Annotated in this window: 22 protein-coding genes; 17 read left to right on the forward strand and 5 right to left on the reverse strand. The window is 74.8% G+C overall.

Annotated features, from left to right (window positions below; all coding sequences use genetic code 11):
* Positions 1-68 precede the first annotated feature (68 nt).
* Positions 69-2,537, reverse strand: a complete 2,469-nt coding sequence (locus J5X07_RS04680) for a DEAD/DEAH box helicase (protein WP_208478841.1) — start codon at positions 2,535-2,537, stop codon at positions 69-71.
* Between the two features lie 77 nt (positions 2,538-2,614).
* Between J5X07_RS04680 and J5X07_RS04685 the strand changes: the two genes are divergently transcribed.
* The 4 genes from J5X07_RS04685 (at position 2,615) to J5X07_RS04700 (ending at position 7,255) form a co-directional block, all read left to right on the forward strand.
* Positions 2,615-4,507 carry a cation:proton antiporter gene (locus tag J5X07_RS04685; protein WP_208478842.1) on the forward strand — a complete coding sequence of 631 codons (1,893 nt, stop codon included), beginning with the start codon at positions 2,615-2,617 and terminating at the stop codon, positions 4,505-4,507.
* A 40-nt stretch (positions 4,508-4,547) separates the two neighbouring features.
* Positions 4,548-5,669, forward strand: coding sequence for a histidinol-phosphate transaminase (locus J5X07_RS04690; protein ID WP_208478843.1), 1,122 nt, complete (start codon positions 4,548-4,550; stop codon positions 5,667-5,669).
* Positions 5,670-5,783: 114 nt separating this feature from the next.
* Complete coding sequence (gene hisB / locus J5X07_RS04695; protein WP_208478844.1) at positions 5,784-6,383, forward strand: imidazoleglycerol-phosphate dehydratase HisB; 600 nt, start codon at positions 5,784-5,786, stop codon at positions 6,381-6,383.
* On the forward strand, positions 6,383-7,255 hold the full coding sequence (locus J5X07_RS04700) for a hypothetical protein (RefSeq protein ID WP_124933644.1): 873 nt from the start codon (positions 6,383-6,385) through the stop codon (positions 7,253-7,255). Before hisB ends, J5X07_RS04700 begins: the two co-directional genes overlap by 1 nt.
* A gap of 87 nt (positions 7,256-7,342) precedes the next feature.
* Here J5X07_RS04700 and J5X07_RS04705 read toward each other — a convergent pair whose 3' ends face one another.
* Positions 7,343-9,016, reverse strand: coding sequence for a serine/threonine-protein kinase (locus J5X07_RS04705; protein ID WP_208478868.1), 1,674 nt, complete (start codon positions 9,014-9,016; stop codon positions 7,343-7,345).
* A 129-nt stretch (positions 9,017-9,145) separates the two neighbouring features.
* Between J5X07_RS04705 and hisH the strand changes: the two genes are divergently transcribed.
* Positions 9,146-9,784 (forward strand): imidazole glycerol phosphate synthase subunit HisH, encoded by a 639-nt coding sequence (gene hisH, locus J5X07_RS04710; RefSeq protein ID WP_124933645.1) that lies wholly within the window; start codon positions 9,146-9,148, stop codon positions 9,782-9,784.
* A 19-nt stretch (positions 9,785-9,803) separates the two neighbouring features.
* Entirely contained in the window at positions 9,804-10,556 is a 753-nt protein-coding gene (priA, locus tag J5X07_RS04715; RefSeq protein WP_208478845.1) for a bifunctional 1-(5-phosphoribosyl)-5-((5-phosphoribosylamino)methylideneamino)imidazole-4-carboxamide isomerase/phosphoribosylanthranilate isomerase PriA, read from the forward strand.
* Positions 10,557-10,692: 136 nt separating this feature from the next.
* Here the strand turns inward: priA and J5X07_RS04720 are convergent, their stop codons facing one another.
* The 3 genes from J5X07_RS04720 to J5X07_RS04730 form a co-directional block, all read right to left on the reverse strand.
* Positions 10,693-11,982, reverse strand: a complete 1,290-nt coding sequence (locus J5X07_RS04720; RefSeq protein ID WP_208478846.1) for a 1-acyl-sn-glycerol-3-phosphate acyltransferase — start codon at positions 11,980-11,982, stop codon at positions 10,693-10,695.
* A gap of 154 nt (positions 11,983-12,136) precedes the next feature.
* Complete coding sequence (locus tag J5X07_RS04725) at positions 12,137-13,033, reverse strand: phosphatidate cytidylyltransferase (protein WP_243896478.1); 897 nt, start codon at positions 13,031-13,033, stop codon at positions 12,137-12,139.
* Between the two features lie 53 nt (positions 13,034-13,086).
* Positions 13,087-13,794 carry a CDP-alcohol phosphatidyltransferase family protein gene (locus J5X07_RS04730; protein WP_208478847.1) on the reverse strand — a complete coding sequence of 236 codons (708 nt, stop codon included), beginning with the start codon at positions 13,792-13,794 and terminating at the stop codon, positions 13,087-13,089.
* 366 nt (positions 13,795-14,160) lie between these two features.
* On the opposite strand from J5X07_RS04730, the gene J5X07_RS04735 reads away from it, so the two are divergent.
* The 11 genes from J5X07_RS04735 to J5X07_RS04785 all read left to right on the forward strand — a co-directional run bounded on the left by J5X07_RS04735 (position 14,161) and on the right by J5X07_RS04785 (position 24,725).
* Positions 14,161-14,967: an SseB family protein gene (locus J5X07_RS04735; RefSeq protein WP_424924086.1), complete on the forward strand. Its 807-nt coding sequence runs from the start codon at positions 14,161-14,163 to the stop codon at positions 14,965-14,967.
* Between the two features lie 270 nt (positions 14,968-15,237).
* Positions 15,238-15,885 (forward strand): ABC transporter ATP-binding protein, encoded by a 648-nt coding sequence (locus tag J5X07_RS04740; RefSeq protein ID WP_244925030.1) that lies wholly within the window; start codon positions 15,238-15,240, stop codon positions 15,883-15,885.
* A gap of 23 nt (positions 15,886-15,908) precedes the next feature.
* Positions 15,909-17,516: a DUF6297 family protein gene (locus tag J5X07_RS04745; protein WP_208478849.1), complete on the forward strand. Its 1,608-nt coding sequence runs from the start codon at positions 15,909-15,911 to the stop codon at positions 17,514-17,516.
* Positions 17,517-17,915: 399 nt separating this feature from the next.
* Positions 17,916-18,551 carry a translation initiation factor IF-3 gene (infC, locus tag J5X07_RS04750; protein WP_341769409.1) on the forward strand — a complete coding sequence of 212 codons (636 nt, stop codon included), beginning with the start codon at positions 17,916-17,918 and terminating at the stop codon, positions 18,549-18,551.
* A 115-nt stretch (positions 18,552-18,666) separates the two neighbouring features.
* The gene (gene rpmI / locus J5X07_RS04755) at positions 18,667-18,861 is read left to right on the forward strand and encodes a 50S ribosomal protein L35 (protein ID WP_124933652.1); all 195 of its coding nucleotides are present in this window, start codon (positions 18,667-18,669) and stop codon (positions 18,859-18,861) included.
* A 27-nt stretch (positions 18,862-18,888) separates the two neighbouring features.
* Positions 18,889-19,269, forward strand: a complete 381-nt coding sequence (gene rplT, locus J5X07_RS04760) for a 50S ribosomal protein L20 (protein ID WP_124933653.1) — start codon at positions 18,889-18,891, stop codon at positions 19,267-19,269.
* Between the two features lie 211 nt (positions 19,270-19,480).
* Positions 19,481-20,428: a TrmH family RNA methyltransferase gene (locus J5X07_RS04765; RefSeq protein ID WP_424924084.1), complete on the forward strand. Its 948-nt coding sequence runs from the start codon at positions 19,481-19,483 to the stop codon at positions 20,426-20,428.
* A 741-nt stretch (positions 20,429-21,169) separates the two neighbouring features.
* Positions 21,170-21,898 (forward strand): amino acid ABC transporter ATP-binding protein, encoded by a 729-nt coding sequence (locus tag J5X07_RS04770; RefSeq protein ID WP_185732020.1) that lies wholly within the window; start codon positions 21,170-21,172, stop codon positions 21,896-21,898.
* Positions 21,899-21,970: 72 nt separating this feature from the next.
* Positions 21,971-23,098, forward strand: coding sequence for a glutamate ABC transporter substrate-binding protein (locus tag J5X07_RS04775; RefSeq protein ID WP_208478850.1), 1,128 nt, complete (start codon positions 21,971-21,973; stop codon positions 23,096-23,098).
* Positions 23,099-23,196: 98 nt separating this feature from the next.
* Positions 23,197-23,844, forward strand: a complete 648-nt coding sequence (locus J5X07_RS04780; protein WP_208478851.1) for an amino acid ABC transporter permease — start codon at positions 23,197-23,199, stop codon at positions 23,842-23,844.
* Positions 23,841-24,725, forward strand: coding sequence for an amino acid ABC transporter permease (locus tag J5X07_RS04785; RefSeq protein WP_124933656.1), 885 nt, complete (start codon positions 23,841-23,843; stop codon positions 24,723-24,725). Before J5X07_RS04780 ends, J5X07_RS04785 begins: the two co-directional genes overlap by 4 nt.
* Positions 24,726-25,396: the final 671 nt, after the last annotated feature.

Genomic DNA, 25,396 nt, shown 5'->3' on the forward strand with positions numbered 1-25,396 from the left:
GCGGATCAGCACGCCTCGCTGCTCCTCCCCGGGTGACCGCCCAGTCCGCAAGCCCCGGGGAAGGACGCCTAGCGCTGGGCCAGGACCAGGGGGTGGACGGCCTCGGCCCCGGCATCCCTGAGCATGGCCGCGGCCACGGCCAGGGTCCAGCCCGAGTCGGTGAAGTCATCGACCAGGACCACGCGCGCCCCGCGCAGGGCTTCCAGCCTGCCCGGCTCCCAGCCCTCCAGGCTCAGCCCGCGGGCGACCCGGGCCAGGCGGGTGGCCGAGTTGACGTCGTGGCGGCCGGCCTCGCCCCGCACCCCGATGATGCCCAGGGGCCGGCAGCCCAGGCGGTGGGCCACGGCGTGGCCCAGGTGGCGCACCAGCTCGGGTCGGGTGCGCGAGTCGATGACGACGACGGCGTCCAGGGCGGCCCCGGCACCATCGGCGGCGCCATCCCGCCCGTCCTGCGCATCCTCCTGCGCGGTCTCGTGCCCCTCCCGCGAGCCTGCCTCCTGCGCGGCGATGAGGGCCAGGCGGTCGGCGACCTCGAGCACCGCCCCGCGCAGGGCCAGGGGCACCTGGCCGTCGTGGCCGCCCCGGGCCTGCGGGGCCGCGCGACCAGCGGGATCCGGCGCCGCTGAGCCGGGATGGTCAGCGGGCCCGTCCGCGGGCTGCGGCCCCGGCTCCAGGAGTGCGCGCAGGGCGGCGGCGATGCCCACGCCGTCGAGGCGGCCCACGGCCAGGCCCGTGGCGGCCCGCCGCTCAGCCGGGATCCTGCCCGACAGGCCGGGCAGGCCCAGCTGGGCCATGCCCGCCGGCCATTGGCGGCGGGCCACGAGCTCGACCCCCGGGCGCTCCAGGCCGCGGCGGGTGGCCTCCACCTGCGCGGCCTCAGGCGCCTGGGGCAGGATCAGCCCGCCGCACAGGTCGCAGGCCCCGCAGCGCCAGCCCGGCTCCAGCTCGGGGTCGTTGAGAGCCCGCCGCAGGAAGGCCATCCGGCAGTCCTGGCGGGCTCCCGTGGCCCCGGGACCGCCCAGGGCCTCGTAGGCCAGCATGGAGCGCTGCTCCTGAGCCCGGGCCGCGGCCAGGCGCTCATAGCGCGGCTGGTCGTAGACCCAGGGCCGGCCGGTGGCCTGCCAGCCCCCGCGCACCCGCTGGACCGCGCCGTCGACGTCGAGGACCTTGAGCAGCAGCTCCAGGCGCGAGCGGCGCAGGGAGGTGGTGGTCTCCAGCAGCGCCGTGGACAGGGGGCCTGCCTCCTCCAGGCGCCGCGCCTCCAGGGCCGCCAGGACCTCGTCGACCTCCTCCTGGGCGGGGAAGGCCTGCGAGCCGAACCACTCCCAGATGGCGCGGTCCTCGGCGCCGGGCAGCAGCACCACCTCGGCCCGGCTCACCGCGCGCCCGGCCCGCCCCACCTGCTGGTAGTAGCTCACCGGGGAGGAGGGCGCCCCCAGGTGGACGACGAAGGCCAGATCCGGCTTGTCGAATCCCATGCCCAGGGCCGAGGTGGCCACGATGGCCTTGACCCGGTTGGCCTTGAGGCCCGCCTCCAGGCGCTCGCGCTCGGCCGGCTCGGTGCGCCCGGTGTAAGCGGCCACCTCCAGGCCCTGGCCGCGCAGATGCTCACTGACCTCGCCCACCGCCGCGACGGTCAGGCAGTAGATGATCCCCGAGCCCGTGACGGCGTGCAGGTAGGCGCTGAGCCAGGCCAGGCGCGCGGCGCTGTCCGGCAGCGCGAGGACCCCCAGGTGCAGGGAGTCGCGCTGGAGGCTGCCGCGCAGCACCAGGACCCCGTCGCGCGCAGGGCCGCCCGGGGCGCCGGCCGCCGCGCCCGCAGGGCCCTCATGCGAGTGGAGCCCCAGCTGCTCGGCGACGTCGGCGGTGACCCGGTCATTGGCGGTGGCCGTGGTGGCCAGGACGGGGATGCCCTGGGGCAGCCCGGCCAGCAGCGTGCGGATCCGCCGGTAGTCGGGGCGGAAGTCGTGCCCCCAGTCCGAGATGCAGTGGGCCTCATCGATGACCACCAGTCCCGCTCCCGCCGCCAGGTGGGGCAGGACCTGGACGCGGAAGTCCGGGTTGTTGAGGCGCTCGGGGGAGACCAGGAGCACATCGGCCTCACCGGCGCGCACCCGGGCCTCGATCCCCTCCCACTCGGTGGTGTTGGCCGAGTTCATCGTCACCGCGTGGATGCGCGCCCGCTGGGCGGCTGACACCTGGTCTCGCATGAGGGCCAGAAGCGGGGAGATGATGACGGTGGCGCCCGCCGCCCCCGACCCCGCCCCGCAGCCGGGCGCGGGAGGCGGCATGCCCGGCTGCCAGGAGCCCCAGCCCTCGCGCAGCAGCACCGTGGCCACGAAGTAGACGGCCGACTTTCCCCAGCCGGTGCGCTGGACCACCAGGACCCGGCGGTGGCCGATGACGAGCGCCTCGATGGCCCGCCACTGGTCCTCGCGCAGGCGCGCGTCCTCGCGCCCCACCAGCTCGCGCAGAACGGCCTCGGCGCGCTCGCGCACGGGGCCGAGCCGGGACGGGGGCGGGGCGGGCTCGCTCATGGGGCCACCGTAATGGCAACGGGGGCCGCCATGCCCGGCCCGGCGGCCTGGGGGCGCCGGGCGCATAGTCTGGGGCCGTGGAGCCCCTCGTCATGGCCGTCGCCGCCCTGCTCATCATCGCCGCCTGCCATCAGCTCGCGCCCAGGGTCGGGGTGGCCTCGCCCCTGATCCTGCTGTCCCTGGGCATCGGGATCGGCTTCCTGCCCTGGGTCGGGGCGATCGAGATCGACCCCGGGATCATCCTGGACGCCGTGCTGCCGCCGCTGCTGTTCGGCGCGGCGGTCTCGATGCCGGTGATGGACTTCCGCCGCGAGCTGCGCAGCGTCGCGGTCCTGGCCGGCGGCCTGGTCGTGCTCTCGGCACTGGTGCTGGGGGCGGTCATCCACGCCCTCGTGCCGGCCATCAGCCTGCCCTGGGCCATCGCCGTGGGGGCGGTGCTCAGCCCCACCGACGCCGTGGCGGTCTCCATCGCCCGGGGCTCGGGGGTATCCCACCGCATCATCACCATCCTGGAGGGCGAGGGCCTGTTCAACGATGCCACCGCCCTGGTGCTGCTGGCCTCGGCGACCTCGGCGGCGCTGATGACCGACGCCCACGCCCTGAGCCCGGCCAGCCTGGCATGGGACCTGGTCGTGGCGCTGGTGGTGGCCCTGGCCGTGGGCTGGGCGGTGGGGGAGCTGACCGTGCGCGTGCGCCGGCGCATCACCGACCCCGCTGCCGATACCGTGGTGTCCTTCACCGTGCCCTTCCTTGCCTCCCTGCCCGCCGGGCAGCTGGGGGGCTCGGGCCTGGTGGCCGCTGTCGTGGCCGGCCTGGTGGTGTCCTACCGGGGCCCCAGACTGCTGGCTCCGGCCAGCAGGAGCGCCGCGGACAAGAACTGGCGCACCGTCGAGCTCATCCTGGAGGGGGCCGTCTTCCTGGTCATGGGCCTGCAGGCCTACGGCATCGTCCACGAGGTCCAGGCCCAGGGACTGGGGCTGGGCCCGGCCATCCGCATCGCGCTGCTGGCCGGGGCGCTGACCGTGGCCCTGCGCGCCGGCTTCGTCGCCCCGCTCCTGGTGTGGCTGCGCTGGGTCCGCCGCCACCGCCGGCGCCGCCTGGAGGCGGGGCAGGAGCGGGTCCGGCAGATCGAGAGCAGGCTGGCACTGGCCTGCCGGGTCGACGATGAGGTCCTGGCCTCGCGCAACCTCTCGCGCCGGGACTGGGAGCGGGCCCTCGCCCGCTGGCACCGGCGCCTGGAGAGCGGGCAGCGCCGCCAGCGCCGCGCCCGCAGCGACATGGCCTACTTCCTGGCCGCGACCCTGGGCCCGCGGGAGGGCGCCGTCATCGTGTGGGCGGGCATGCGCGGGGCGGTGACCCTGGCCGCCTCCCAGACCCTTCCCCTGAGCGCCCCCATGCGGCCCCTCCTGCTCTTCCTGGCCCTGCTGGTCGCAGGCGGATCACTGGTCATCCAGGGGCTGAGCCTGCCGCTGCTCATCCGCCTGGCGCGCCCCCAGATGTCCTCCGGCTCCCAGGACGCCGAGGAGCGCGAGCGCCTCATGGCGGTGCTGGGCGGGGCGGTCAAGGACACCGCCCTGGCCCAGTGCCTGTCCGAGGGGGCCCGGCCGCCCGGGCCCGGTGCCCGGCCGGATGCGCTGGCCGCCCGCGCCCTGTCCGCCGTGGGGCCGGCCCTGTCCCATGGGGAGGGAGGCCAGGATCCCCGGTCGTCGGCCCCGGCAGGGGACGAGGAGCCCGGGGGATCGGCCGACGGCGCGGCGCGGGCCGGGTCCCCGGGGCCGGCGCCCCTGGGCGGGGGCCCCGGGGACCGGCTGAGCGCGGAGCAGGTGCGCGACCTGGGCATCGAGGCGATCCGCATCCAGCGCGAGGCCCTGCTCGATGCGCGCGACGAGGGGCTGTTCACCGCCGCCACCCTCCAGGGGGCCATGCAGCGCCTGGACGCCGAGGAGATCATGCTCTCCACCCGCGGCTGAGCCGGCGGGCCGGCAGATCAGGGGCCGCGCATACAATCGCATGGTGAGCACACTTCCCCTGCGGCCGGGCCTGGAGGGCTGCGAGCCCTACGGCGCCCCCGAGCTCGACGCGGCCGCGCGCCTCAACGTCAACGAGAACCCCTACGCCCCCTCACCGGCCGTCATCGAGTCCATCACCTCGGCGGTGGCCGCCGCGGCCGCGGGGCTCAACCGCTACCCCGACCGCGACTTCCCCGCCCTGCGCCGCGCCCTGGCCGACTACCTGGCCCGCGAGTCGGGCGTCGCGCTGCCCCCCGAGCGGATCTGGGCGGCCAACGGCTCCAACGAGGTCATGCTCCACCTCCTCCAGGCCCTCGGGGGGCCCGGGCGCAGCGCCCTGTCCTTCACCCCCACCTACTCCATGTACCCCGAGTACGCGCGCGACACCCTCACGCAGTACACGACGATGCCGCGCCGGGAGGACTTCAGCCTCGACGCCCGGGGTGCCGCCGAGCTCATCGAGGGCCAGCGGCCCGCCGTCGTCATCATCACCAGCCCCAACAACCCCACCGGGACCTCCCTGGCCCGGCAGGACCTGGAGATCGTGCTGGCCGCCGCCCGCGGCAACGGGCCCCGGGACCTCCCGGGCCGGCAGCGCACCGATGCGGTCGTCGTCGTCGATGAGGCCTACGCCGAGTTCCGCCGCCCCGGGGTGCCCAGCGCCCTGGAGCTGCTGGCCGACAACCCCCACCTGGCCGTGGCCCGCACCATGTCCAAGGCCTTCGGCGCAGCGGGGCTGCGGCTGGGGTACCTGGCGGGCTCGCGCGAGCTGGTCGACGCCCTGCGGGTGGTGCGCCTGCCCTACCACCTCTCGGCCCTGACCCAGGCGGCAGCCCTGGCCGCCCTGTCCCACCATGCCGAGCTCATGGCCCAGGTCGCCTCCCTGCGCGCCGAGCGCGACGCCCTGGTGGACTGGTTGCGCGCGCAGGGCCTGACCGCTCACGACTCCGACGCCAACTTCGTCCTCTTCGGCCCCTTCGCCGACCGTCAGGCCCTCTGGCGCCGGCTCCTGGACGACGGCGTGCTCATCCGCGCCGTGGGCCCCGAGGGCTTCCTGCGGGTGAGCATCGGCACCCCGGAGGAGATGGAGGCCTTCCGCGCCTCCCTCAGCCGCGCCCTGTGAGCCTCATCCCTCCCGCAGCGCAGGCACCGGGCGGCCCGCCGGCCCCCCGGGACCGCCGGAGGCGGTAGTGTCACGGTGAGGAAACCGCCCAGCAGCACCACCCAGGGGGCAGGCATGAGCCGCACCGCGCGCATCGAGCGCAGCACCAGCGAGTCCAGCGTCGTCGTCGAGCTCGATCTCGACGGCACCGGGGCCACCGAGATCTCCACCACGGTGCCCTTCTACGACCACATGCTCACCGCCCTGGGCAAGCACTCCCTCATCGACCTGACCGTCCGGGCCACCGGGGACACGCATATCGACGTCCACCACACCGTGGAGGACACCGCCATCTGCATCGGGCAGGCCCTGGCCCGGGCCCTGGGGGACAAGCGCGGCATCCGCCGCTTCGGGCAGGCCAGCGTCCCCCTGGACGAGGCCCTGGCCACCGCCGTGGTGGACATCTCCGGGCGCCCCTACCTGGTGCACGAGGGGGAGTCGGAGGCCTTCGCCCACCACCTCATCGGCGGGCACTTCACCGGCTCCATGGTGCGCCACGTCCTGGAGGCCATCGCCTACCACGCGGGCATCTGCCTGCACATGCGCGTCGTCTCCGGGCGCGACCCGCACCATATCGCCGAGGCCGAGTTCAAGGCCCTGGCCCGCGCCCTGCGCGCCGCCATCGAGGACGACCCCCGAGTCGAGTCCATCCCCTCAACCAAGGGAGCCCTGTGATGACCACGTCCCCGCACGACGACGCTGAGGACCGCCCCGAGCGCGACATGGACGCCGAGTTCGCGGCCCTCATGGGCGGGCTGGGCATCCCCGATGAGCTGGCGGGCCTGGACCCCGCCGCTGGGGGCGAGGCCGACCAGGCCGGCGCCCGGGAGGATGCCGACCAGGGCATCCGGCCCCAGGACGTGCCGCGCAACACCTACGGCTCACCGGCCCGGGCCGGCGCCGCGGGGTGGGAGGCCGACGACGCCGCTGAGGGCGGGACGCCCGGGGGAGGCCTGACCCGGGCGCAGGAGGATGAGGTCGCGGCCCTGGCGGCCTCGCTCGACGCCCAGCAGGCCGCCGCCCAGGAGGCGCCCAGGGCCGTCAAGGTCGCCGTTGTCGTCACGCCCCTGACCAATGCCGACGCCCTGGCGGCCCTGTGCGCCATGCGGGGCCTGGAGTGCACGGTGGTGCCCGCCGACTCCGGGGCCCTGGCCGTCAAGCAGTTCGTCTCGGCGCACTCGCAGTGGGATGTCGCCGAGCTGCTGGGCGGGGCGGAGACCGAGCCGGCCGAGGCCGCCGAGCTGGCCGCCGACCTGTCCATGATCTCCCGGGCGGGGGTCGTGCTCATGACCGCCGACCTGGCCACCGACGTCGGCATCGAGACCGGGCTGTCGGGCACCATCACCGCGCGGCGCTACGTCAGCGGCAAGGCGGGGGAGGAGGCCTCGGCCGGACTGCTGCTGGCCTCCATGGACCAGGTGGTCGAGGACATCCTCCTGGGGCAGATCGCCGCCGAGAAGGCCCCCGGGGCGGTGGACTCCACCACGATCAAGCCCCCGCGGGCCATGCGCTGGCTGGGCCGCGGCCTGGGCCGCCCCCGCCCCTGAGCGGCGGGGTCCCTCAGAGGCCGGGGGGAGGGACCGGGATCCCGCGCTCCTCAACGGGTCCCCGCCGCCCCCAGCCGCGCCGCGGCCTCACCTCTCGGAGTAGACGCAGGAGAAGCCCCGCGCCCCCCTGGCCTCCCACTGGGCCTGACTGGGGCCGAGCACCTCGATCTCGGGGTTGAGGGCACCGGCATCGCGGGCCGCCTGCTCGGTGCAGGTGGCCTGCACCTGGGGGTCGGCCTCCAGATCGCCGGTGCTCACCCCCGTGGTGGAGGGGTCCAGGGCGCCCACGGCGAAGACCTGCCATGAGTGCGTCTCCTGGCAGGAGGTCGGGCGGGCACTGGCATAGCCCGAGACCGAGACGATGCCCGTCAGGCAGGTGCCGTTCTCATGGGGCGGGGCCTCCTGCGAGGCCTGCTGCGGGGAGCCGTCGCCCTGGGCGCCCGCGACCGCCGCATCGCCCTGGGAGCCATCACCGGACTGCCCCGCCCGCTGCCCGCCTCCATTCGCGTCCTGGGCGGTGCCCTGGCCGCCGGAGCCCGCGGCGACGTCGCCGGAGTCCGCTCCGGCGGCCCCCGCGCCCTGGGAGGCGCCCTGGGCGGTTCCCGACTGCACGGCGCTGGAGACGCCCCAGCCCGCGGAGGTGCCGAGGATCAGGCCGATCGCCAGGCCCACCACCGCTGCGCGCAGGCGGGTGCGCCGCAGCGAGCGGGCGGACATCGCCGCACCGGGCCCGCTGCTGGCCCCGGGCCCGCCGGCCCCCGGCGGGCCCGCTGGGCCGATGGCGGCGGCCGCGGGGTGATTGGCCGCCCCCGCCACGGGCAGGGCTGCCAGGCCGGCCTCCGCCAGCCTCACCGTGGTCACCGGGCCGCCGACCGTCAGCCGGCCCTGGCCCAGCCCGGCGCGCACCCGGGCCAGGGCCGCCGTCAGCTCCCTGCCGTCATGGAGGCGGTCCTCGGGCTCGGGGGCCATGCAGGCCTCCAGCAGTCCCAGGAGCGGGGCGGGAATGCGCGGGTCGCGAAGGTTGAGGGGGTCCTCCAGGCTGCGCACGATCTCGGGCAGGCTGCGGTGGGCGCCGTCGGGCCCCCGGCGCGGCCCGCGCCCGGTGAGCAGCGCGAACAGGACCGCGCCCATGGACCACACATCCCCCTCCGGCCCGGGCCGCGAGAGCATGAAGGCCTCGGGCGGGGCGAAGTCGGGGGTGAGGCACTCCAGGGTGACCGTGGGGTCCTGGCCCTCGCGCTCGACCGAGGCGATCCCGAAGTCCGACAGGCGCGGGGAGCCGTAGGCGTCCAGGAGGATGTTGGCGGGCTTGACGTCGCGGTGCATGACGCCTGCCGCATGGGCGGCGCCCAGGCCGGAGGAGGCCGCCTCGACCAGGGCCACCGCATCGGCCGGGGCGGTGGGCCCCTTGGCCACCAGGTCGGCCAGGCTCCCCCCGGCGCACATCTCCATGACCAGGTAGGGGCGGTTGTCGGGCAGCACGCCGGTGTCCACCAGGGAGACCACGTGGGGGTGCCCGGTGATGCGCGAGGCGGCCTGGACCTCCCGCATGAAGCGCCGCTCATTGCGCGGATCGTCCAGGGGCCGCGAATCGATCTTGACGGCCACCGGCCGGGCCAGGGAGTCCTGGACCCCGGCGTAGACCACGGCGAAGCCTCCCCGGCCCAGAACACTGTGCAGCTGCACGCCGGGGATCGTGAAGGGCGTGGACAGGGTGTCTGCCAGGTCGGGCCGGGAGCCCGGGGGCGCCTGGGGCGACATCGTCTCCGTGGGAGGCAGGAGGGTGCTCACAGCCGCATCCTCGCCCATCGGCGTCGGATCCGCTAACCGTGGGCGTCCAGCATGCGTCGCTTCGCCGCCGGGAGCGGGCCGCGGAGTAGGCTGAGGCGCGTGAATGCACCTCGCGTCGTCGTCCTGGCCTACGGCTCGGGCAATGTCCGCTCCGCCGTGCGCGCCCTGGAGCGCGTGGGCGCCCGGGTGGACCTGACCGCCGATCCGCGGGCCGTGGCCGAGGCCGAGGGCCTGGTGGTGCCCGGAGTGGGCGCCTTCGAGGCGGTCATGGACCAGTTGCGGGCCGTGGGCGCCCCCGGGCTCATCGAGCGCCGCCTGGCCGGAGGGCGGCCCGTGCTGGGCATCTGCGTGGGCATGCAGGTGATGTTCGAGTCCTCCCAGGAGCACGGCTCCACCCGCCCGGGCCTGGGGCAGTGGCCCGGGACGGTCACCCGCCTGGAGGCCGACGTCGTGCCCCACATGGGGTGGAGCACCGTGCGCCCCGCCGCGCACTCCGTCCTCTTCAGGGGCGTGGAGGAGGAGCGCTTCTACTTCGTCCACTCCTATGCGGCCACCACCGACCCCGCCGAGCTCCTGGATGCGGGTCCCATGCGCCCGCCCCTGGCCACCTGGGCCACCCATGGCCAGGACTTCCTGGCGGCCGTCGAGAACGGCCCCCTGTGCGCCACCCAGTTCCACCCCGAGAAGTCGGGGGACGCCGGTGCGCAGCTCCTGCGCAACTGGCTGACCACCCTGTGACCATTCCGAGGAGACCCCCATGCTCACCCTGCTCCCCGCCGTCGACGTCTCCGAGGGCAAGGCCGTGCGCCTCCTCAAGGGCGAGGCCGGCTCCGAGACCGACTACGGCAGCCCCGTGGACGCCGCCCGCGACTGGGCCGGCGCCGGCGCCGAGTGGATCCACCTGGTGGACCTGGACGCCGCTTTCGGCCGGGGGTCCAATGCCGAGCTGCTGGCGCGCATCGTCGGCGAGGTCGGGGTCAAGGTCGAGCTGTCGGGCGGCATCCGGGACGACGCCTCCCTGGCCCGGGCCCTGCGCGCGGGCGCCGAGCGCGTCAACCTGGGCACCGCCGCCCTGGAGGACCCGCAGTGGACCGAGCGCGTCATCGCCGAGCACGGGGAGAGGATCGCCGTGGGCCTGGACGTGCGCGGCACCACCCTGGCGGCGCGGGGCTGGACCCGCGAGGGGGGTGACCTGTGGGAGACCCTGGCCCGGCTCGATGAGGCCGGCTGCGCCCGCTACGTGGTCACTGACGTCAACCGGGACGGCACCCTGACCGGCCCCAATATCGAGCTCCTCCACGGGGTCTGCCAGCGCACCCAGGCCCCGGTGGTGGCCTCCGGCGGCATCGCCCAGCTCGAGGACCTCCAGGCGCTCAAGGCCCTGGTGCCCCACGGCCTGGAGGGGGCGATCATCGGCAAGGCCCTCTACCACGGCAGCTTCACCCTGGCCCAGGCCCTGGAGGTGGCCCGCGACGAGGGCGGGGATCCTCTGCCCGGCACGGGCCGCTGAGCGCCGAGGGGAGGGGCGCCGCCGGGTCGGCCGCGCTCCGCTGGGCGATCCGCACTCCGCGTGCTCAGCCGCATCCCGCTCGCTCAGGAGGCCGCATGCGGGCCGGCGGGCTGCGGGTGAGCCGGCCGGAATCGGCTCACCCCGCACGATCCCAGTGCCTGATGACGCCGCGCAGCGCCACCCCGAACACGGCCCCGGTGGAGGCCAGGTAGAGGCCGTAGTGCTGGCGGGTGATGGGTCCCAGGGGCCTCTCCAGGGCGGCGATGAGGGCCGTCACGGCCCCCATGCGCGTGGCCCGCACGCCGGCGGCGTGGGCGACCACCCCGGCCAGGGGCAGGCGGCGGCGCCCTGACTGGGCGGCGAAGACCTTGACGGGGATCCCGGTCAGGGCCTGCCTCCAGTAGCCGGCCGGCCCCCGGCGCAGGTGGTGGCCGGCGGCGGCCTCCATCGACGGCGTCGTCCAGGGCGCGGGCGGGCGGTGGCCGGCGCGGGTGAGCAGATGGGTCAGAGCCACGCCCGTGACGGATCCGGCCGCCACCAGGGCGCCGCGGCGCCACAGGTGCTGGGGCTGGGACAGGCCCAGCCACACCTGGCTCATCTCGGCCATGATCGGGAAGGACACGGCCTCGGCCAGGCCCCAGGCGAACATCATCGCATCGCCCCGCCGGCCCTCCATCGCCTGTGCGATCAGGGTGTGGATGTCCGAGACGGGCGCGGGCCGGCGCGGGCGCTGGAGCATCTCCTCGATCTGGGCGCGGGCCTGGTCGCTGACGGCGGCCACATCGTCGCTCGGGGGGATGGGGGTGCCCACGCGGACCTCGACGGGGGAGTAGCGGGGCAGGGCGCCCTTCTTGGGCATCATCTCCCGGGAGCCCACCAGGGCCACGGGCAGGACGGGGATGCCGAAGTCCCGGGCCAGGCGGGCGGCCCCGGAGTGGAAGCGCGCGATTCGCCCGTCCTGGCTGCGGGTGCCCTCGGGGAAGACCAGGACGCTCATGGACTCGGCCACCCGGTGGGCCAGCATGCCGCGCAGCTCCTCGTAGGCGCCCTCGCCGTCGCGGCGCACCGGGTAGGCCCCCAGCAGCCCGCGGGCGATGGCGCGCCGGGCGGGCCGGGTGAACCAGTAGTCCTGGGCGGCGACGGTGACCACCCGCATGAGGGTGGGCGAGGCGCTCATCATGGCGATCGTGTCGGCATGGGAGCCGTGATTGGCCACCACCACGTAGGGCCCATCGGCCTCGAACTCCCCCTCCACATGCACTCCGCCGAAGGGGGCGATGACCGCCGACCAGAACCACTGGCGGGCCACGGCCCGCCACGTGACCTTCTGCGGGGTGCGCACGATGGAGCCCAGGCGTCGCCTGGCCGAGGCCAGTGCCGCCGAGGGGGCGGCGGGCAGGGGCGGCAGGGCGGAGGGGGTCGGCATGAGGGGCCTTTCTGCTCGGGGTGGCGGGGCGTGGGAGTCGGAGGGAGGGCCGCACGGGCCGGGTCCCGGGGCGGGTCCCGGGGCGGGGCGGTGGCCCGGGCGGACCGCGCTCAGGGAGGGCGCTGCGGCCCGGTCCTCGCAGGCCCCATGGCGCTCATCCCAGGACCGCCGCCAGGGGCAGGACCAGCAGCAGGGAGTCGACCCGGTCCAGCAGGCCGCCGAAGCCCGGCAGCCAGGAGCCCGCATCCTTGACCCCGGCGGTCCGCTTGACCAGGGACTCCAGGAGGTCGCCGAGAACACCTCCCAGTCCCACGGCCAGGACCAGGCCCGGGGTCAGGCCTCCCAGCAGGGCCAGGATGAGGACGGCGCCCGCCAGGGCCCCGGCCAGTCCGCCCACGGTCTTGTTGGGCGACAGCGGGGAGAGGGGGCGGCGGGCCCAGGCGAAGCGCCGCAGGAAGGTCCCCCCGGTCCAGGCGGCCACGTCGGCGGCCGCGGCGGCGAAGGCGATGAGGAAGGCGTCGTGCCACAGCACCACCAGGTGGGCCAGGGACCAGGGGATCCAGATGGAGGCGAAGCCGGCCACGGTGGCCCGCTCCACCCCGTGCTGCGCGTCCCCGGCGAGGACCGCGGGCATGGCGCACACCAGGACCATGAGGGGTGCCAGGCCCAGCAGGCCGGGGGCGAGCCAGGCGCTCAGCGGGTAGGCCAGGGCCAGGAGCCCCAGGAGCGCCGTCTCGGGCCGGGGCAGGCCGGTGAGCCGGGCCAGCTCGCGCACCGCCTGGAGGGCCAGGAGGGCGGCCAGCAGCGCCGTCGTGCCCCTGCCCATCCAGATGGGGATGCCGACGGCGGGGATGATGATCGCCCAGGTGGTCCAGCGCCGTCGCAGCTCGGGCCTGCCCGAGGCGGCCACGCCGATGCCCGCCACCAGGAGGATCGTCAGGGCCGCGGCGGCCAGGAAGACCGCCCGGCCCGTGAGCACCCAGCCGGTGCCCGGGACGGTGAGGGTCCAGTCGCGGCCGCCCAGGAGCCGGTCCAGGGCGGGGAGGTCCAGGGAAGTGCCCGCGGTCGCGGTCTCCAGGAGCCCGACCGCGGTGCTGAGCGCGCTCACCGCCCCGCCCCCTGCGGCCCGCGGGGGCCCTGCGCGCCCCGTCCGATGCGGGCGATGTCCTCAGGCGGTGGCGGGGCCACGCGGTCGGCGGGCGCCGGCCCCGTGCGCCCGGCCAGGCTGCGGGCGGTGCGCACCAGCCGCAGGGCCGCGGTCAGCAGCGAGCCCACGATGATCACCCAGGCGATGATGCCCAGGTGCTGGGGCAGCGCGCAGGCGATCACCGCCGCCAGGCAGCGCTCGGTCTTGCCCAAGGGGCCGCCGTTGAGCCGGGGCGCGCCGGCGCCCGCGGCGGCCAGGGAGATGAAGGTCGGCAGGGTGGCGGCGGTGGTGGCCACCAGGGTGAGGGTCAGCGCGCCGGGCTGGGCGCCGTCGGCCTGCGTGCGCGTGGCCAGGCCCACCAGGCCGGCCATGATGAGCAGGTCGGAGGCGCGGTCGCCCAGCTCGTTGAGCACATAGCCGAAGGGGCGCGCCACGCCCCGGGCCCGCGCCACGGCGCCGTCGAGATTGGCCCCGGCCAGGCGGGCGGCCAGGAGGATGAGGGCCAGGGGCCACCAGCCCATGATGATCGCCCCGCAGCCGGCCGCAGCGGCCAGCACGCCGGCGGCGGTCCAGGCATCGGGGGAGATGCCGCGCCGCACCGAGCCCTGGATGAGGAACCCGAGCCTGCGCGTGTACCAGTGCTTCAGCGCATAAAGTGACCTCACCAACACAGGTTATAACGCTTTCGGCTCGCCGGGCGGCCGCTGGGGTCCCGCCGGCCTGCGGAGTTCTCCCCATCGGCTCCCGCACCGAGCCCGGCCCATGCCCCGGTCCCGCCCGAGCCTGCCCCCAGACTCGCCCTTCTGGACGCGGATCTCCCCCCTTCAAGGGGGCTGTTCCGCGTCCAGAAGGGCAGAACTGCGGGGAGCGTGCCGCAGCGGCGCCTGGCGGAGGGATCGTTGAGCCCCTGGAAGGGCGCCGTTGCTGGGCTCGGGCCTGAGCCACCGACTACCGTGCTCAGGGTGAGCACCCCACCCGAGCCCTCCTCCCCGGACTCGACATCGCCGGCGGGCCCCGACCGCCCCCCCCAGTTGGCGGCCGCCCTGGCGGCCCGGGCCAAGATGGAGCGCCTCCTGGCCGCCCCCTCGCCCTTCGCCGGCGACGACGGCGCCCCCGACCCCGCGGTCACCGCCGCCCTGGAGGACCGCCAGGCCCCCCGCCACGAGTACCTGGACCGGCTGTGGGCGGCCCTGAGCGCCAGCCGGCTCATCGTGCCGGTGGCCGCACACGCCCTGGAGCCCCTGGATCCCGGGGAGTCGGGCTCCCTGATCCCCGGGGGGCCAGGGGGCGCCCGCCTGCCCACCCACGCGGTGCACACCGCCGAGCCCTGCCAGGACGCCGCCGCCCTGGCCGTGGATCTGGGCGACGGGCACCGCGCCCTCCCGGTCTTCACCAGCGCCCGGGCCCTGAGCGCTTGGCGCCCCGAGGCCCGCCCCGTGCCCGTGGAGCCCCGGCGCGCGGCCCAGGTGGCCTGCCGCTCCACCGACCAGCTGTGGGTCCTGGACCCCGGAACCCTCGACCTGCGCCTGCCCCGGCCGGCCGTCCTGGCCCTGGCCGGCGGGCAGGACTGGGTGCCCTCCTGGCGCAGCCGGCCCATCCAGGACGAGCTCCGCGCCCAGCTCGGGGCCATCGAGGGCGTCGCGGGCCTGGCCTTCGCCCCGGGGCAGGGCGCCGAGCTGCGCATCCTCATCCGCATCCAGGCACCGGGCCGCGCCGAGGCGGCCGCCGTGCTGGAGCAGTGCCAGCACGTGATGGTCAACCCCGCTTGGGGCGAGCTCATCGACACCGTCGAGCTGTGCCCGCTGCCGGTCCCCCGGCAGACGGAGGAGCGCGGCTGAGCAGGGCCCTGGCGTTGCGGCCCCGCCCCCGGGGAAGATCTGTGGTCTGCTGTGCCCATGAGACTGCTGCGCCGATGGCCCGGAAGACCCGGTGCCGCCCGCGGCCAGAGCCCGAGTACCGCGGGGCCTGGGCCCGACGACCGCCTCGACGCGCTCCGGGGCGGCCATCCCGCCCCGGAGCCGGCTGCCGGGAGTCACCCGGACGGTGGTCCGGATCATGCCCCGGGCCGCACTGCCGGCCGCACCCTGCTGCGGGCCCAGGACCTCAGCGTGGGGTACCACGAGCACCCCGTCTGCGCCCCGGCGACCTTCACCCTGGCCAGCGGCCAGGCCCTGGCACTGGTGGGCGTCAACGGGGCGGGCAAGTCCACGCTGCTGCGCACCTGCCTGGGCCTGCTGCCGGCGGTCCGCGGGCAGGTCGAGCTCCTGGGGTCCCGCCCGGACTCGCGCTCCGGCTCCCAGCGCGCGCAGGTGGCCGTGGACCTGGGGGAGGCCTCCTTCTTCCCCTCCCTGAGCGTCGAGGAGCACCTGCGCCTGGTCTGCTTCGGGCACGGCGTGCCCCAGGCCGAGGAGACTGTCCGCGAGCTCCTGGTCGAGCTCGACCTCATGCCCCTGGCCCGGGCCCTGCCCGACCAGCTCTCCAGCGGCCAGCGCCGCCGGGTGTCCCTGGCCGCCGTCCTCCTGCGGCCCCGGCGCCTGCTGGTCCTCGACGAGCCCGAGCAGCGCCTGGACCAGCTCATGCGCCTGGAGCTGGCCGGCCGACTCATCGAGGAGTGCGAGGGCGGGGGAGCGGTCCTCATGGCCAGTCATGACCCCGACCTCGTGGCCGCCGCGGCCACCCACGTGCTGCTCGTGGGCCACAACACCCGCCTCATGGGCGTGGAGGAGGGCGTGGCCGCCATGAGGCAGGGGGAGTGATGGGCCGGCCTGGCGGGCCGGCAGTGCCCAGGGGGCCCGGCGGGTTCGACGACGAGGCCCGGCCCGGGCCCACGGCCCCACCCGGGACCCGGGCCGGGGCGCCGACCGCCGCCCTGCCCGAGGGCGCGGCACTGCGCAGGTGGGTCAGGGACCGCATCCGCTCGCGCGACGGCGCCCGCTCCAGGCTCAAGACCCTGGAGCGGCTCTACACGGCGCTGCTCTACGTCCTGGTCCTCGGATCGATCCTGGTGCCCCAGCTCCGGGGCCTGTCCTCCCATGGCGCCCGCACCGCGGGAGGCGCCGTTGTGCACCTGGACCCCGCCTGGGCCATGGCGGCCCTGGTGGGCGCCGTGGGCGCCCTGGCCCTGGGGCCCCTGCGGCGTCTGGGGCCGGTGTGCCTGCGGCCCCACGAGGTGGCCTGGCTGCTGCCGATGCCCGGGCAGCGCAGGGGGCTGCTGGCGCCCGTGGCCCGCGCCCTGGCCGGCCTCGCCCTGGCGGCCGGGGCCCTGGCGGGCCTGGGGGTCGGCCTGGCCTCCGGTGCGGGGCCGCTCATCGTGGGGGCCTGGAGCGCCCTCATGGGGGTGGCGGGGCTCACGGGGATCCTCGCGCTCATCGCCGCCCAGGTCCGTGGCCGCTGGGCCACCACTCTCAGCGGCCTGCCCGCCCTCGTGGCTGCGGCCCTCATCGCCGTCGGCGCCCTGGCCCTGCCCTTGCGGCGATCCCCCTGGCTGGGTCCCATGCTGCTCGCGGCGGCCGCGGCAGGGGCACTGGGCGCGGCCGCCGCCTGGCGGGCGGTCTCGGCGCGCCTGGGGCGGATCGAGGACCGCGAGCTGATCGAGGTCTCCTCGCGCGCCCACAGCGCTCAGGCCTCCGCCCTGTCCCTGGACACCCGCGCGCTGGGGCGGCTGCTGGGCGCCCCGCCGCGCATGCCGGCCGGTCCCAGTGCCATGGGCCTGGCGGCCGCGGGCGGGTCCCTGCCCCGCCCGGCGCGGGTGATGCTGGTGGTGGCCCAGGCCGACGCGCTGCTCCTGGCCCGCTCGCCGCGGCGGTGGATCCAGCTGGGCATGGGCCTGGTCCTGGCAGGGCTGCCCTGGACGACCGGCGCCACCCATCCGGTGGTGGCCGGCGCCGCCCACCTGGTGGGGTCGTGGCTGGCGGTCCTGGCCGTGGCCGAACCCTCCCGGCGGGCGTGGTTCGATCCAGGTGCGCAGGACCATCTGCCGGCCGGCCCCCTCCTGCTGCGGTGGGGGCACCTGGTGGCTCCCGCGGCGGTGATGACCCTGTGGTCCCTCGCCGCCGCAGCACCGGTGGCCTCGGCGTCCCCGCATCCCGGCCTGGTGCTGGCCACGGCACTGCTGGCGGCAGCGGGCTGGGCGGGTGCGGCGCTGCGCACCGGCTTCAGGAGGATCCCGGACTTCTCAGCCCCTCCCATCAGCACCCCCGGCGGGATGATCCCCCCGTGGATCGGCGAGGTGATCATCGCCGGCTACGAGGCCGCCCTGCTGGTGAGCCTGCCCACCGCGCTGCTCGCCGCGGGCGCCGGGCCGGGCCCGCTGCTCCTGGCGATCCAGGCAGTGGTCAGCGGCGGCGTCGTCGCCTGGGGCATCAAGGAGGGCGACGACCGGCAGTGACCGGCAGTGACCGGCAGTGACTGGCGCTGACCGGCACTGACCTGCGGTGATCCCTGAGGCGCTCGCGGGCGAGGCCGGGGTCCGGACCCGCGGACGTGGGCGGTGTCACGGGGCATGTGGTGCCGGCGGCCTTGGGCTGCGGGGCGGGCGCTGGTATCCTTCGTATCCGACCGGCCGGGGCTCGTCCCCGGCGCGCAAGCGGAGAGATCCCACCTTGATCCCACCAGGGGACCGGGTTCGTGCGAGGGCGTCAGCCCTTCGCGGTCGCCCCACGGCCTTGGCCGGGTGGGGCGCCGTGCTCGATTCGAGGCCTCCGACCTGTGCAGGGACGGGGGCCTTCCTCCGTTCCAGTGGTCTTCCGCGACTCTAGAGTGAGGAACCGCCATCAGCGAGCCCCGTATCAACGAACGGATCCGCGTTCCCGAAGTGCGCCTCGTCGGCCCCAGCGGCGAGCAGGTCGGCGTGGTGCGCGTCGAGGACGCCCTGCGCCTGGCCGAGGAGGCCGACCTGGACCTGGTCGAGGTCGCGCCCGACGCACGCCCGCCGGTGTGCAAGCTCATGGACTACGGCAAGTTCAAGTACGAGTCGGCCATGAAGGCGCGCGACGCCCGACGCAACCAGGCCAACACCCAGCTCAAGGAGATCCAGTTCCGCCCCAAGATCGATGAGCACGACTACGCCACCAAGCGCGGCCACGTCGAGCGATTCCTCAAGGGCGGGGACAAGGTCAAGTGCATCGTGCGCTTCCGCGGCCGCGAGCAGTCCCGCCCCGAGCTGGGCATCCGCCTCCTCCAGGGCCTGGCCGAGGAGATGGCCGAGCTGGGGACCGTGGAGTCCCACCCCCGGCAGGACGGCCGCAACATGGTCATGGTCCTGGCCCCGGTCCGCAAGAAGGCCGACGTCAAGTCCGACCAGCGCCGTCGTCGTGAGGAGGCGCGCGCCGCCCGTCGAGCTGAGAAGCACGCGGGCAGGGGCAGGGCCGCCGCGGCGCAGGAGCCCGCCCAGCAGGCCAAGGAGTCCGTGGAGCAGGCCTGAGGCCCCCACTGGCCCGACCTGTGCCCCATCAGTCTTTGAGACCCACCCCCTCGCCACCGTGAGCGGGGTCCGCAGTCCCGGGTCGTGCACCGCGGGACCGAGAAGAGGAAGAACTATGCCGAAGAACAAGACGCACTCCGGTGCCAAGAAGCGCTTCCGGGTCACCGGCAGCGGCAAGCTCATGCGCGAGCAGGCCAACAAGCGCCACCTGCTGGAGGTCAAGTCCTCGCGGCGCAAGCGCAGGCTGTCGCAGGACCAGGCCGTCGCCCCGGCCGATGTCCGTCAGGTCAAGAAGCTGCTCGGTCGCTGACCGCCCTCACCATCTAGGAGTTATCACATGGCACGTGTGAAGCGGGCGGTCAACGCCCAGAAGAAGCGTCGTACTGTTCTGGAGAAGGCCTCGGGCTACCGCGGGCAGCGCTCGCGCCTCTACCGCAAGGCCAAGGAGCAGGTCACCCACTCCGGCGTCTACGCCTTCCGCGACCGCCGCGCCCGCAAGGGCGACTTCCGTCGCCTGTGGATCCAGCGCATCAATGCCGCCGCCCGCGCCGAGGGCCTGACCTACAACCGCTTCATCCAGGGCCTGGGCCTGGCCGGGGTCGAGGTGGACCGCCGCATGCTCGCCGAGCTGGCCGTCAACGAGCCGGCCGCCTTCTCCGCCCTGGTGGAGACGGCCCGCAAGGCCCTGCCCCAGGACGTCAACGCCCCCAAGGCCTGAGGCCGACGGCTTGAGGCCGATGCCCTGAGACCGGCGGCTCCCGCCCGACGGCGGGCCCCGTCCACTTGCGCTCGACGGCGCCGCACCCTCCCCGCGGGAGGCGCGGCGCCGTCGTCGTGCGTGAGCGTGGCCGACGCCGGTGGTTGGTGGTGGATGGGGAGCAGGCGGGGCGTGCGGCTGCCTGGGCCTGGCCGTCCCGTAGGCTGGCGCCATGAGCCCCCGCACTCCCCGTGAGATGTCCGCTGACCCCGTCGAGCTGCTGCGTGAGCAGGAGGATCAGGCGCGGCCCGAGCAGTCGCGCGGGTCCCGGCGCCGCAGCGCCACGCAGGGCGTGGCCGCGGGCACGGAGGTCCTGTCCAACCCCTCCTCCACGAGGGTTGCCCGCGTGGCGGGCCTGGCGCGCAGGCAGGCGCGGGCCAAGCACCGGCGCTTCCTGGTCGAGGGGCCCCAGGGGGTGCGCGAGGCGGTGCGCTTCGCCCCGGAGCGCGTCCTGGACGTCTACCTCACGGAGGCGGCCGCCGAGCGGCACAGTGGTATCTGGGAGGAGGCCGGCGGCGCCGGCCTGTACCGGCACCTGGTCAGTGAGCAGGTGATGGCGGCGATGAGCCCCGATGCCCAGGGCGTCCTGGCCGTGGTGGCCATGGGGGAGTCCTCGGGCGGTGAGGCGCTGGCGGCCGCCGTGGAGGGCGCGAGGCTGGTGGCGGTGCTCACCGAGGCCCAGGATCCGGGCAATGCCGGCACGATCATCCGGGCCGCCGACGCCGCGGGGGCCGATGCGGTGGTGCTGGTGCGCGGGAGCGCGGAGGCGACCTCCCCGAAGGTGGTGCGCGCCAGCGCCGGGAGCCTGTTCCACCTGCCGGTGGTCTCGGGCGTGGCCCTGGACGATGTCGTGGAGGCCCTGCATGGGGCGGGTCTGAGCGTGCTGGCCGCTGACGGGCGGGGCGGGACCGACCTGTTCGAGGCAGGGGATCTGCTGGGGCTGCCCTGCGCCTGGCTTCTGGGCAATGAGGCACGGGGCCTGGCTTCCGAGGCGCTCAGCCGCGCCGACGCGGTGGTGTCCATTCCCCTGTACGGGCGGGCGGAGTCCCTCAATGTGGCGGCGGCGGCCGCGCTGTGCCTCTACGCCTCAGCGCGGGCCCAGCGGGGCGGGGCGGCTTGAGCGCCGGCCCGGGGCGTGCCGATGCGCCACCCGGGCTGGGGAGTGGTGATGACCGGGAGGCTGTCACCTGGAATGCGAGTGCGGGGTGCAGAATGCGAGTGCCGGGTTGTCGCATTCTGCACCCGGCACTCGCATATTGCATGACGGCCCCAAGAACTCCGCGCTTTCTCCGATGCTGTTTCTCGGGGTGAGTGGTTCTTCCCGGATCTGGCTTGAAACATCTCGTGGCGGTCTCTGGGTGTGGTGGCGCCGATTCCCGTTGTTGCTCGGTTGCTGCAGGTCTAGTACCGGCACGCGAGTCAGTCGATGGCCGAGCGCCCTGTCTTGCCCATTGGACGTTCTTCTCGTGCACAGCGAGATCCGGCGGGGCGCACGGGCCGCTTGGCGGGGCCCCTGCGTCCTCCCGCGTTGGGATGTTACGCCGATGTCACGCCCGCCACAGTGCGGGTGCTAGGCTCCCAGGCACGTGGCCGGCCCTGCCTCGGCGGATCTGGAGGATCTGCCTGGGCGCCCGGGGCCCGGACCGCGGAACTGTGGAGTCCAACGGGAGGGAATGCAGTGCGCATGCGGATGTGTTGCTGTTGCTGTCGGTGAGACAGCGCTCCTTCCCATCCGCCTGAGACCCGAGACGAGGCACTCGTGACCACTGCCCCAGCCCCCAGCAGCACCCCGCACAGCACCGAGCCCCAGCGCCCCCAGGACGACCCGGCCACCGCCCGGCCCGGCCGCGCGGGCGAGCCCCTGGTGAGCATCCAGCACGTGACCAAGCACTTCGGGGACTTCACCGCGCTGGGCGACGTCAGCCTGGACATCGCCCGCGGCGAGGTCGTCGCCGTCATCGGCGCCTCCGGCTCGGGCAAGTCCACCCTGTGCCGCACCATCAACCGCCTGGAGACCATCAGCTCGGGCCGCATCATCATCGACGGCCGGCCGCTGCCCGAGGAGGGCAAGGAGCTGGCCCGGCTGCGCGCCGAGGTCGGGATGGTCTTCCAGTCCTTCAACCTCTTCCCTCATCGCACGGTGCTGGACAACATCACCCTGGCGCCCGTCAACGTGCGCCGCATCCCCAAGGACCAGGCCGTCGCCCGCGCCCACGAGCTCCTGGAGCGGGTGGGCCTGGCCGACCAGGCCGCCAAGCGCCCCCCGCAGCTCTCCGGCGGCCAGGCCCAGCGCGTGGCCATCGCGCGCGCCCTGGCCATGGATCCCAAGGTCATGCTCTTCGACGAGCCCACCTCCGCCCTGGACCCCGAGATGATCAACGAGGTCCTCGACGTCATCAGCGACCTGGCGGCCTCGGGCATGACCATGCTCGTGGTCACCCACGAGATGGGCTTCGCCCGCAATGTCGCCGACCGCGTCGTCTTCATGGACGGCGGGCAGATCGTGGAGGAGGGCGATCCCACCGCCTTCTTCGCCGCCCCGCGCACCGAGCGCGCCCGCGACTTCCTGTCCAAGATCCTCAGCCACTAGAACCGCCCGCTCCGCCCAGACCACCCGGACCACTCGGATCATCCCGGGCCGGCCACGATGAAAGGAAGCCCCATGACCGCTCTGACCCGCCGCACCCTCCTGGGCGCCGCCAGCGCCGCCTCCCTGGCCACCGTCCTGACGGCCTGCTCCGACACCGGCGCCGACGGCACCGCGATCGCCAGCGCGACCGACGGGGCCGACTACGGCACGGTCATCAACTCCGGGCCCGTGGCCTCGGCCGAGGCCGTGGCCGCCTCCACGTGGGCAACCGCCATCAAGGAGGCGGGCAAGCTCACCACCGGGGGCACCAAGACCTCGCTGGTCTTCTCCCAGGAGGACCCCACCACCGGCCAGCTCAAGGGCTTCGACGCCGCCATCGCCCAGGCCCTGGCCCGCTACATCATCGGGGGCCAGGACGCCGCCTCCCTGGTGGAGGTCACCCAGGCCACCTCCGACACCCGCGAGACCCTCCTGGAGAACGGCCAGGTCCAGGCCGTTCTGGCCACCTACACCATCACCCCGGAGCGGGCCCAGAAGATCTCCTTCGCCGGCCCCTACTACTCCTCGGGCCAGGCCATCCTGGTCGCCTCCGACAACAAGGACATCAAGGGCCTGGACGACCTGGCCGGGATCAAGGTCGCCGTCCAGTCCAGCTCCTCCTCCGGCCCCGCCCTGGCCGAGCACGCGCCCCAGGCCGAGGTCGTGCAGTTCGAGGACGACGGCAAGTGCCTGGCCGCCCTGGCCGCGGGCCAGGTCAAGGCCTACGTCGTCGACTACGCCCTTCTGCTGTCCCACGTGGCCACCGACGACCAGTACAGGATCGTCGGCGAGCCCTTCACCGAGGACCCCTACGGCATCGGCCTGCCCAAGGACTCCGATGCCCAGGCCTTCGTCAACACCTTCCTGCAGGCCATCTATGACGACGGCACCTGGGCCGCCATCTGGGCGGCCACCATCGGCGCCATCGTCGGCGGCCAGGCGCCCGAGCCGCCGCGGATCGGCTCCGTGCCCGGCTCGCAGGCCGGCGGCTCCGCCGCGCCGTCGGCCGATGCCGGCGAGCAGGCCACCGACGCCGCCTCGGCACAGGCCACCGAGGCCGACCCGCCCTCCCCGGAGCCCGCGCAGGACCCCGCCGGGGACCCCGGCCATGACTCCGGCACCCAGGCCTCTCCCGGCGTCTCCCCCCAGCCCACCGAGTGAGCCCGAGTGAGCCGCTGAGGCGCCGGGGCGGTGCCGCACCGCAGGGCCCGCCCCGGCGCCATCGACCCTGATCACCACAGCCTCCCAGGAGGAACCGCATGAATGTCATCACCGACAACCTCGGGATGATCGGCTCCGGTCTTCTCACCACCCTGCTCATCGCCGCCCTGGCATACTCCGGGGCCCTGGTGCTGGGCACCATCATGGCGGTCTTCCGCGTCGGCCCCATCCCACCGCTGCGGCTCCTGGCCTCGGCCTGGGTGGTCGCCGCCTGCAACATCCCGGTCCTGTGCCTCATGATCCTGCTCGCCTTCGGCGCCCCCCGCCTGGGGGTGGGGATCTCCCTGTTCTGGTCAGTGGTCACGGCGATCGTCTTCTCCGGGTCGGGCTTCGTGTGCGAGACCCTGCGCAGCGGCGTCAACTCGGTTCCCAAGGGCCAGATCGAGGCGGCCCGCGCCCTGGGGATGCCCTTCGGGCTCATCATCCGCGCCGTGGTGCTGCCCCAGGCCTTCGTGCGCACCATCCAGCCGCTGGTCAACATCTTCATCTCCTGCCTCATCGGCTCGGCCCTGGCGGCGGCCGTGGGCGTGCCCGAGCTGACCAACGTCACCCAGCAACTCAACATCCGCTACGGCGAGGCCGTCATCACCTTCATGCTCGCCGGTCTCGTCTACCTGGCCATCGCCTTCGCGGCCACCAAGCTCGGGACCATGCTGGAGCGCGCCACCTCAGGAGGACGAGCATGACATCCCCCGCCGCTCTGAGCACCGTCCTGGGAACCGGCCCGGTCCGCCGGCGCACCCAGGGCCCCACTGACGCCGACCTCCTCTTCGACGCGCCCGGCCCCCGGGGGCGACGGCGCATCCTGTGGGCATCCGTCCTCATCAGCGCCCTGCTGGCGGCCCTCGTGGCCCTGGCCCTCTACCAGGCCGACCAGGCCGGGCAGCTCGCCTACCCCAAGTGGCGCTACTTCCTGGGCCGCTCCACCGTGGCCTTCCTGGGCTCGGCGCTGCGCGACACCCTCATCGCCGCCGGCATCGCGGCGCTCCTCTCCTTCCCGCTGGGCGTGCTGCTGGGCTGGATCCGCCTGGCGCGCAGCGCCGCCGTGCGCCTGGTGGTGGGCACATGGATCGACGCCATGCGCGCCATCCCCATGCTGCTGCTCATCTACTTCTTCCTCCTGGCCGTCCCGCCCCTGACCGGCTACGCCCTGCCCACCCTGTGGATGCTCGTGGTCCCCATCGTCATGTGCTCCTCGGCCACCACCGCGGAGGTCTTCCGGGCCGGCGTCATGGCGCTGGACAAGGGCCAGGGCGAGGCCGCCCAGGCCCTGGGCATGAGCCGGGGCCTGACCATGCGGCTCATCCTGGCGCCCCAGGCCCTGCGCCTCATGCTCCCCACCCTCATCACCCAGCTGGTGACCATCCTCAAGGACACCTCCCTGGGGTACGTGGTGGCCTACAACGAGCTCATGTACGCGGGCCGGCGCCTGGAGACCTTCGCCCGCAGCGAGTACCGGCTGGACATCTACCTCCAGACCTACCTCGTCATCGCCCTGCTCTACCTGCTGGCCAACTGGGCCCTGGGCGTCCTGGCGCGCCGGGTCGAGGCCCGCACCCGCCTGTAGCCCCTGGGGTCCCGCGGAGGCAGGGGCGATCCAGGCAGGCAGAACTTGGGCTCGTCTCCCTGGCCGTGGGGCCCCGCGGGGGCAGCGGCGATCCGCCCGGAGCGGGCTGGAGAGGATGAGCCCGGGCACAGTGCTGCACATCTTCGGCTCCGCGCGGGCGGGGACCGGCCCCAGTGCCTGCCCGGCTGGCGGTGGCAGCTGTGGAGGTCCTGCCACCGCGTCCTGCACTGGTCGCATCTGCGCGGTTCAGGGCCCATGTGCTTGAGGCGCCCGGGTGTGGATCATGCTGAAGGACCTCCAGAAGTGCCGTCCCTTGAGGGTCTGATGCCGCACCCGGCCTGAGGGGATCAAGCGATGTCGGCGCCCTCTTGCCCGGGCAGGCCGTCGCCGTCGGCGCGGGGCCCGCAGTGGTGCGCCAGAGGGAGCAAGAGGCCCAGGAGGACCACGCGCTCCGGGAGGTCCACAGGCTCGGGAGGGCGGTGGGGCCGCAAGTTGGGCGTCGCTTCGCGGAGAAAGCGTCACTTCGCGACTTGGACGGTACCTGCAGGTGTCGGCCAAATCGCGAAGTGACGCCTCTGTCGCGAACTGAGGTCCAATCGAACCCGCCCCACCACCGCCCTGGCCCGCCATCCCCGCGCCACAGGGCTGCACATCTTCGGCCTCGTGTGGGC

It is taken from the genome of Actinomyces bowdenii (genome assembly GCF_017592395.1).
GTDB lineage: Bacteria > Actinomycetota > Actinomycetes > Actinomycetales > Actinomycetaceae > Actinomyces > Actinomyces bowdenii.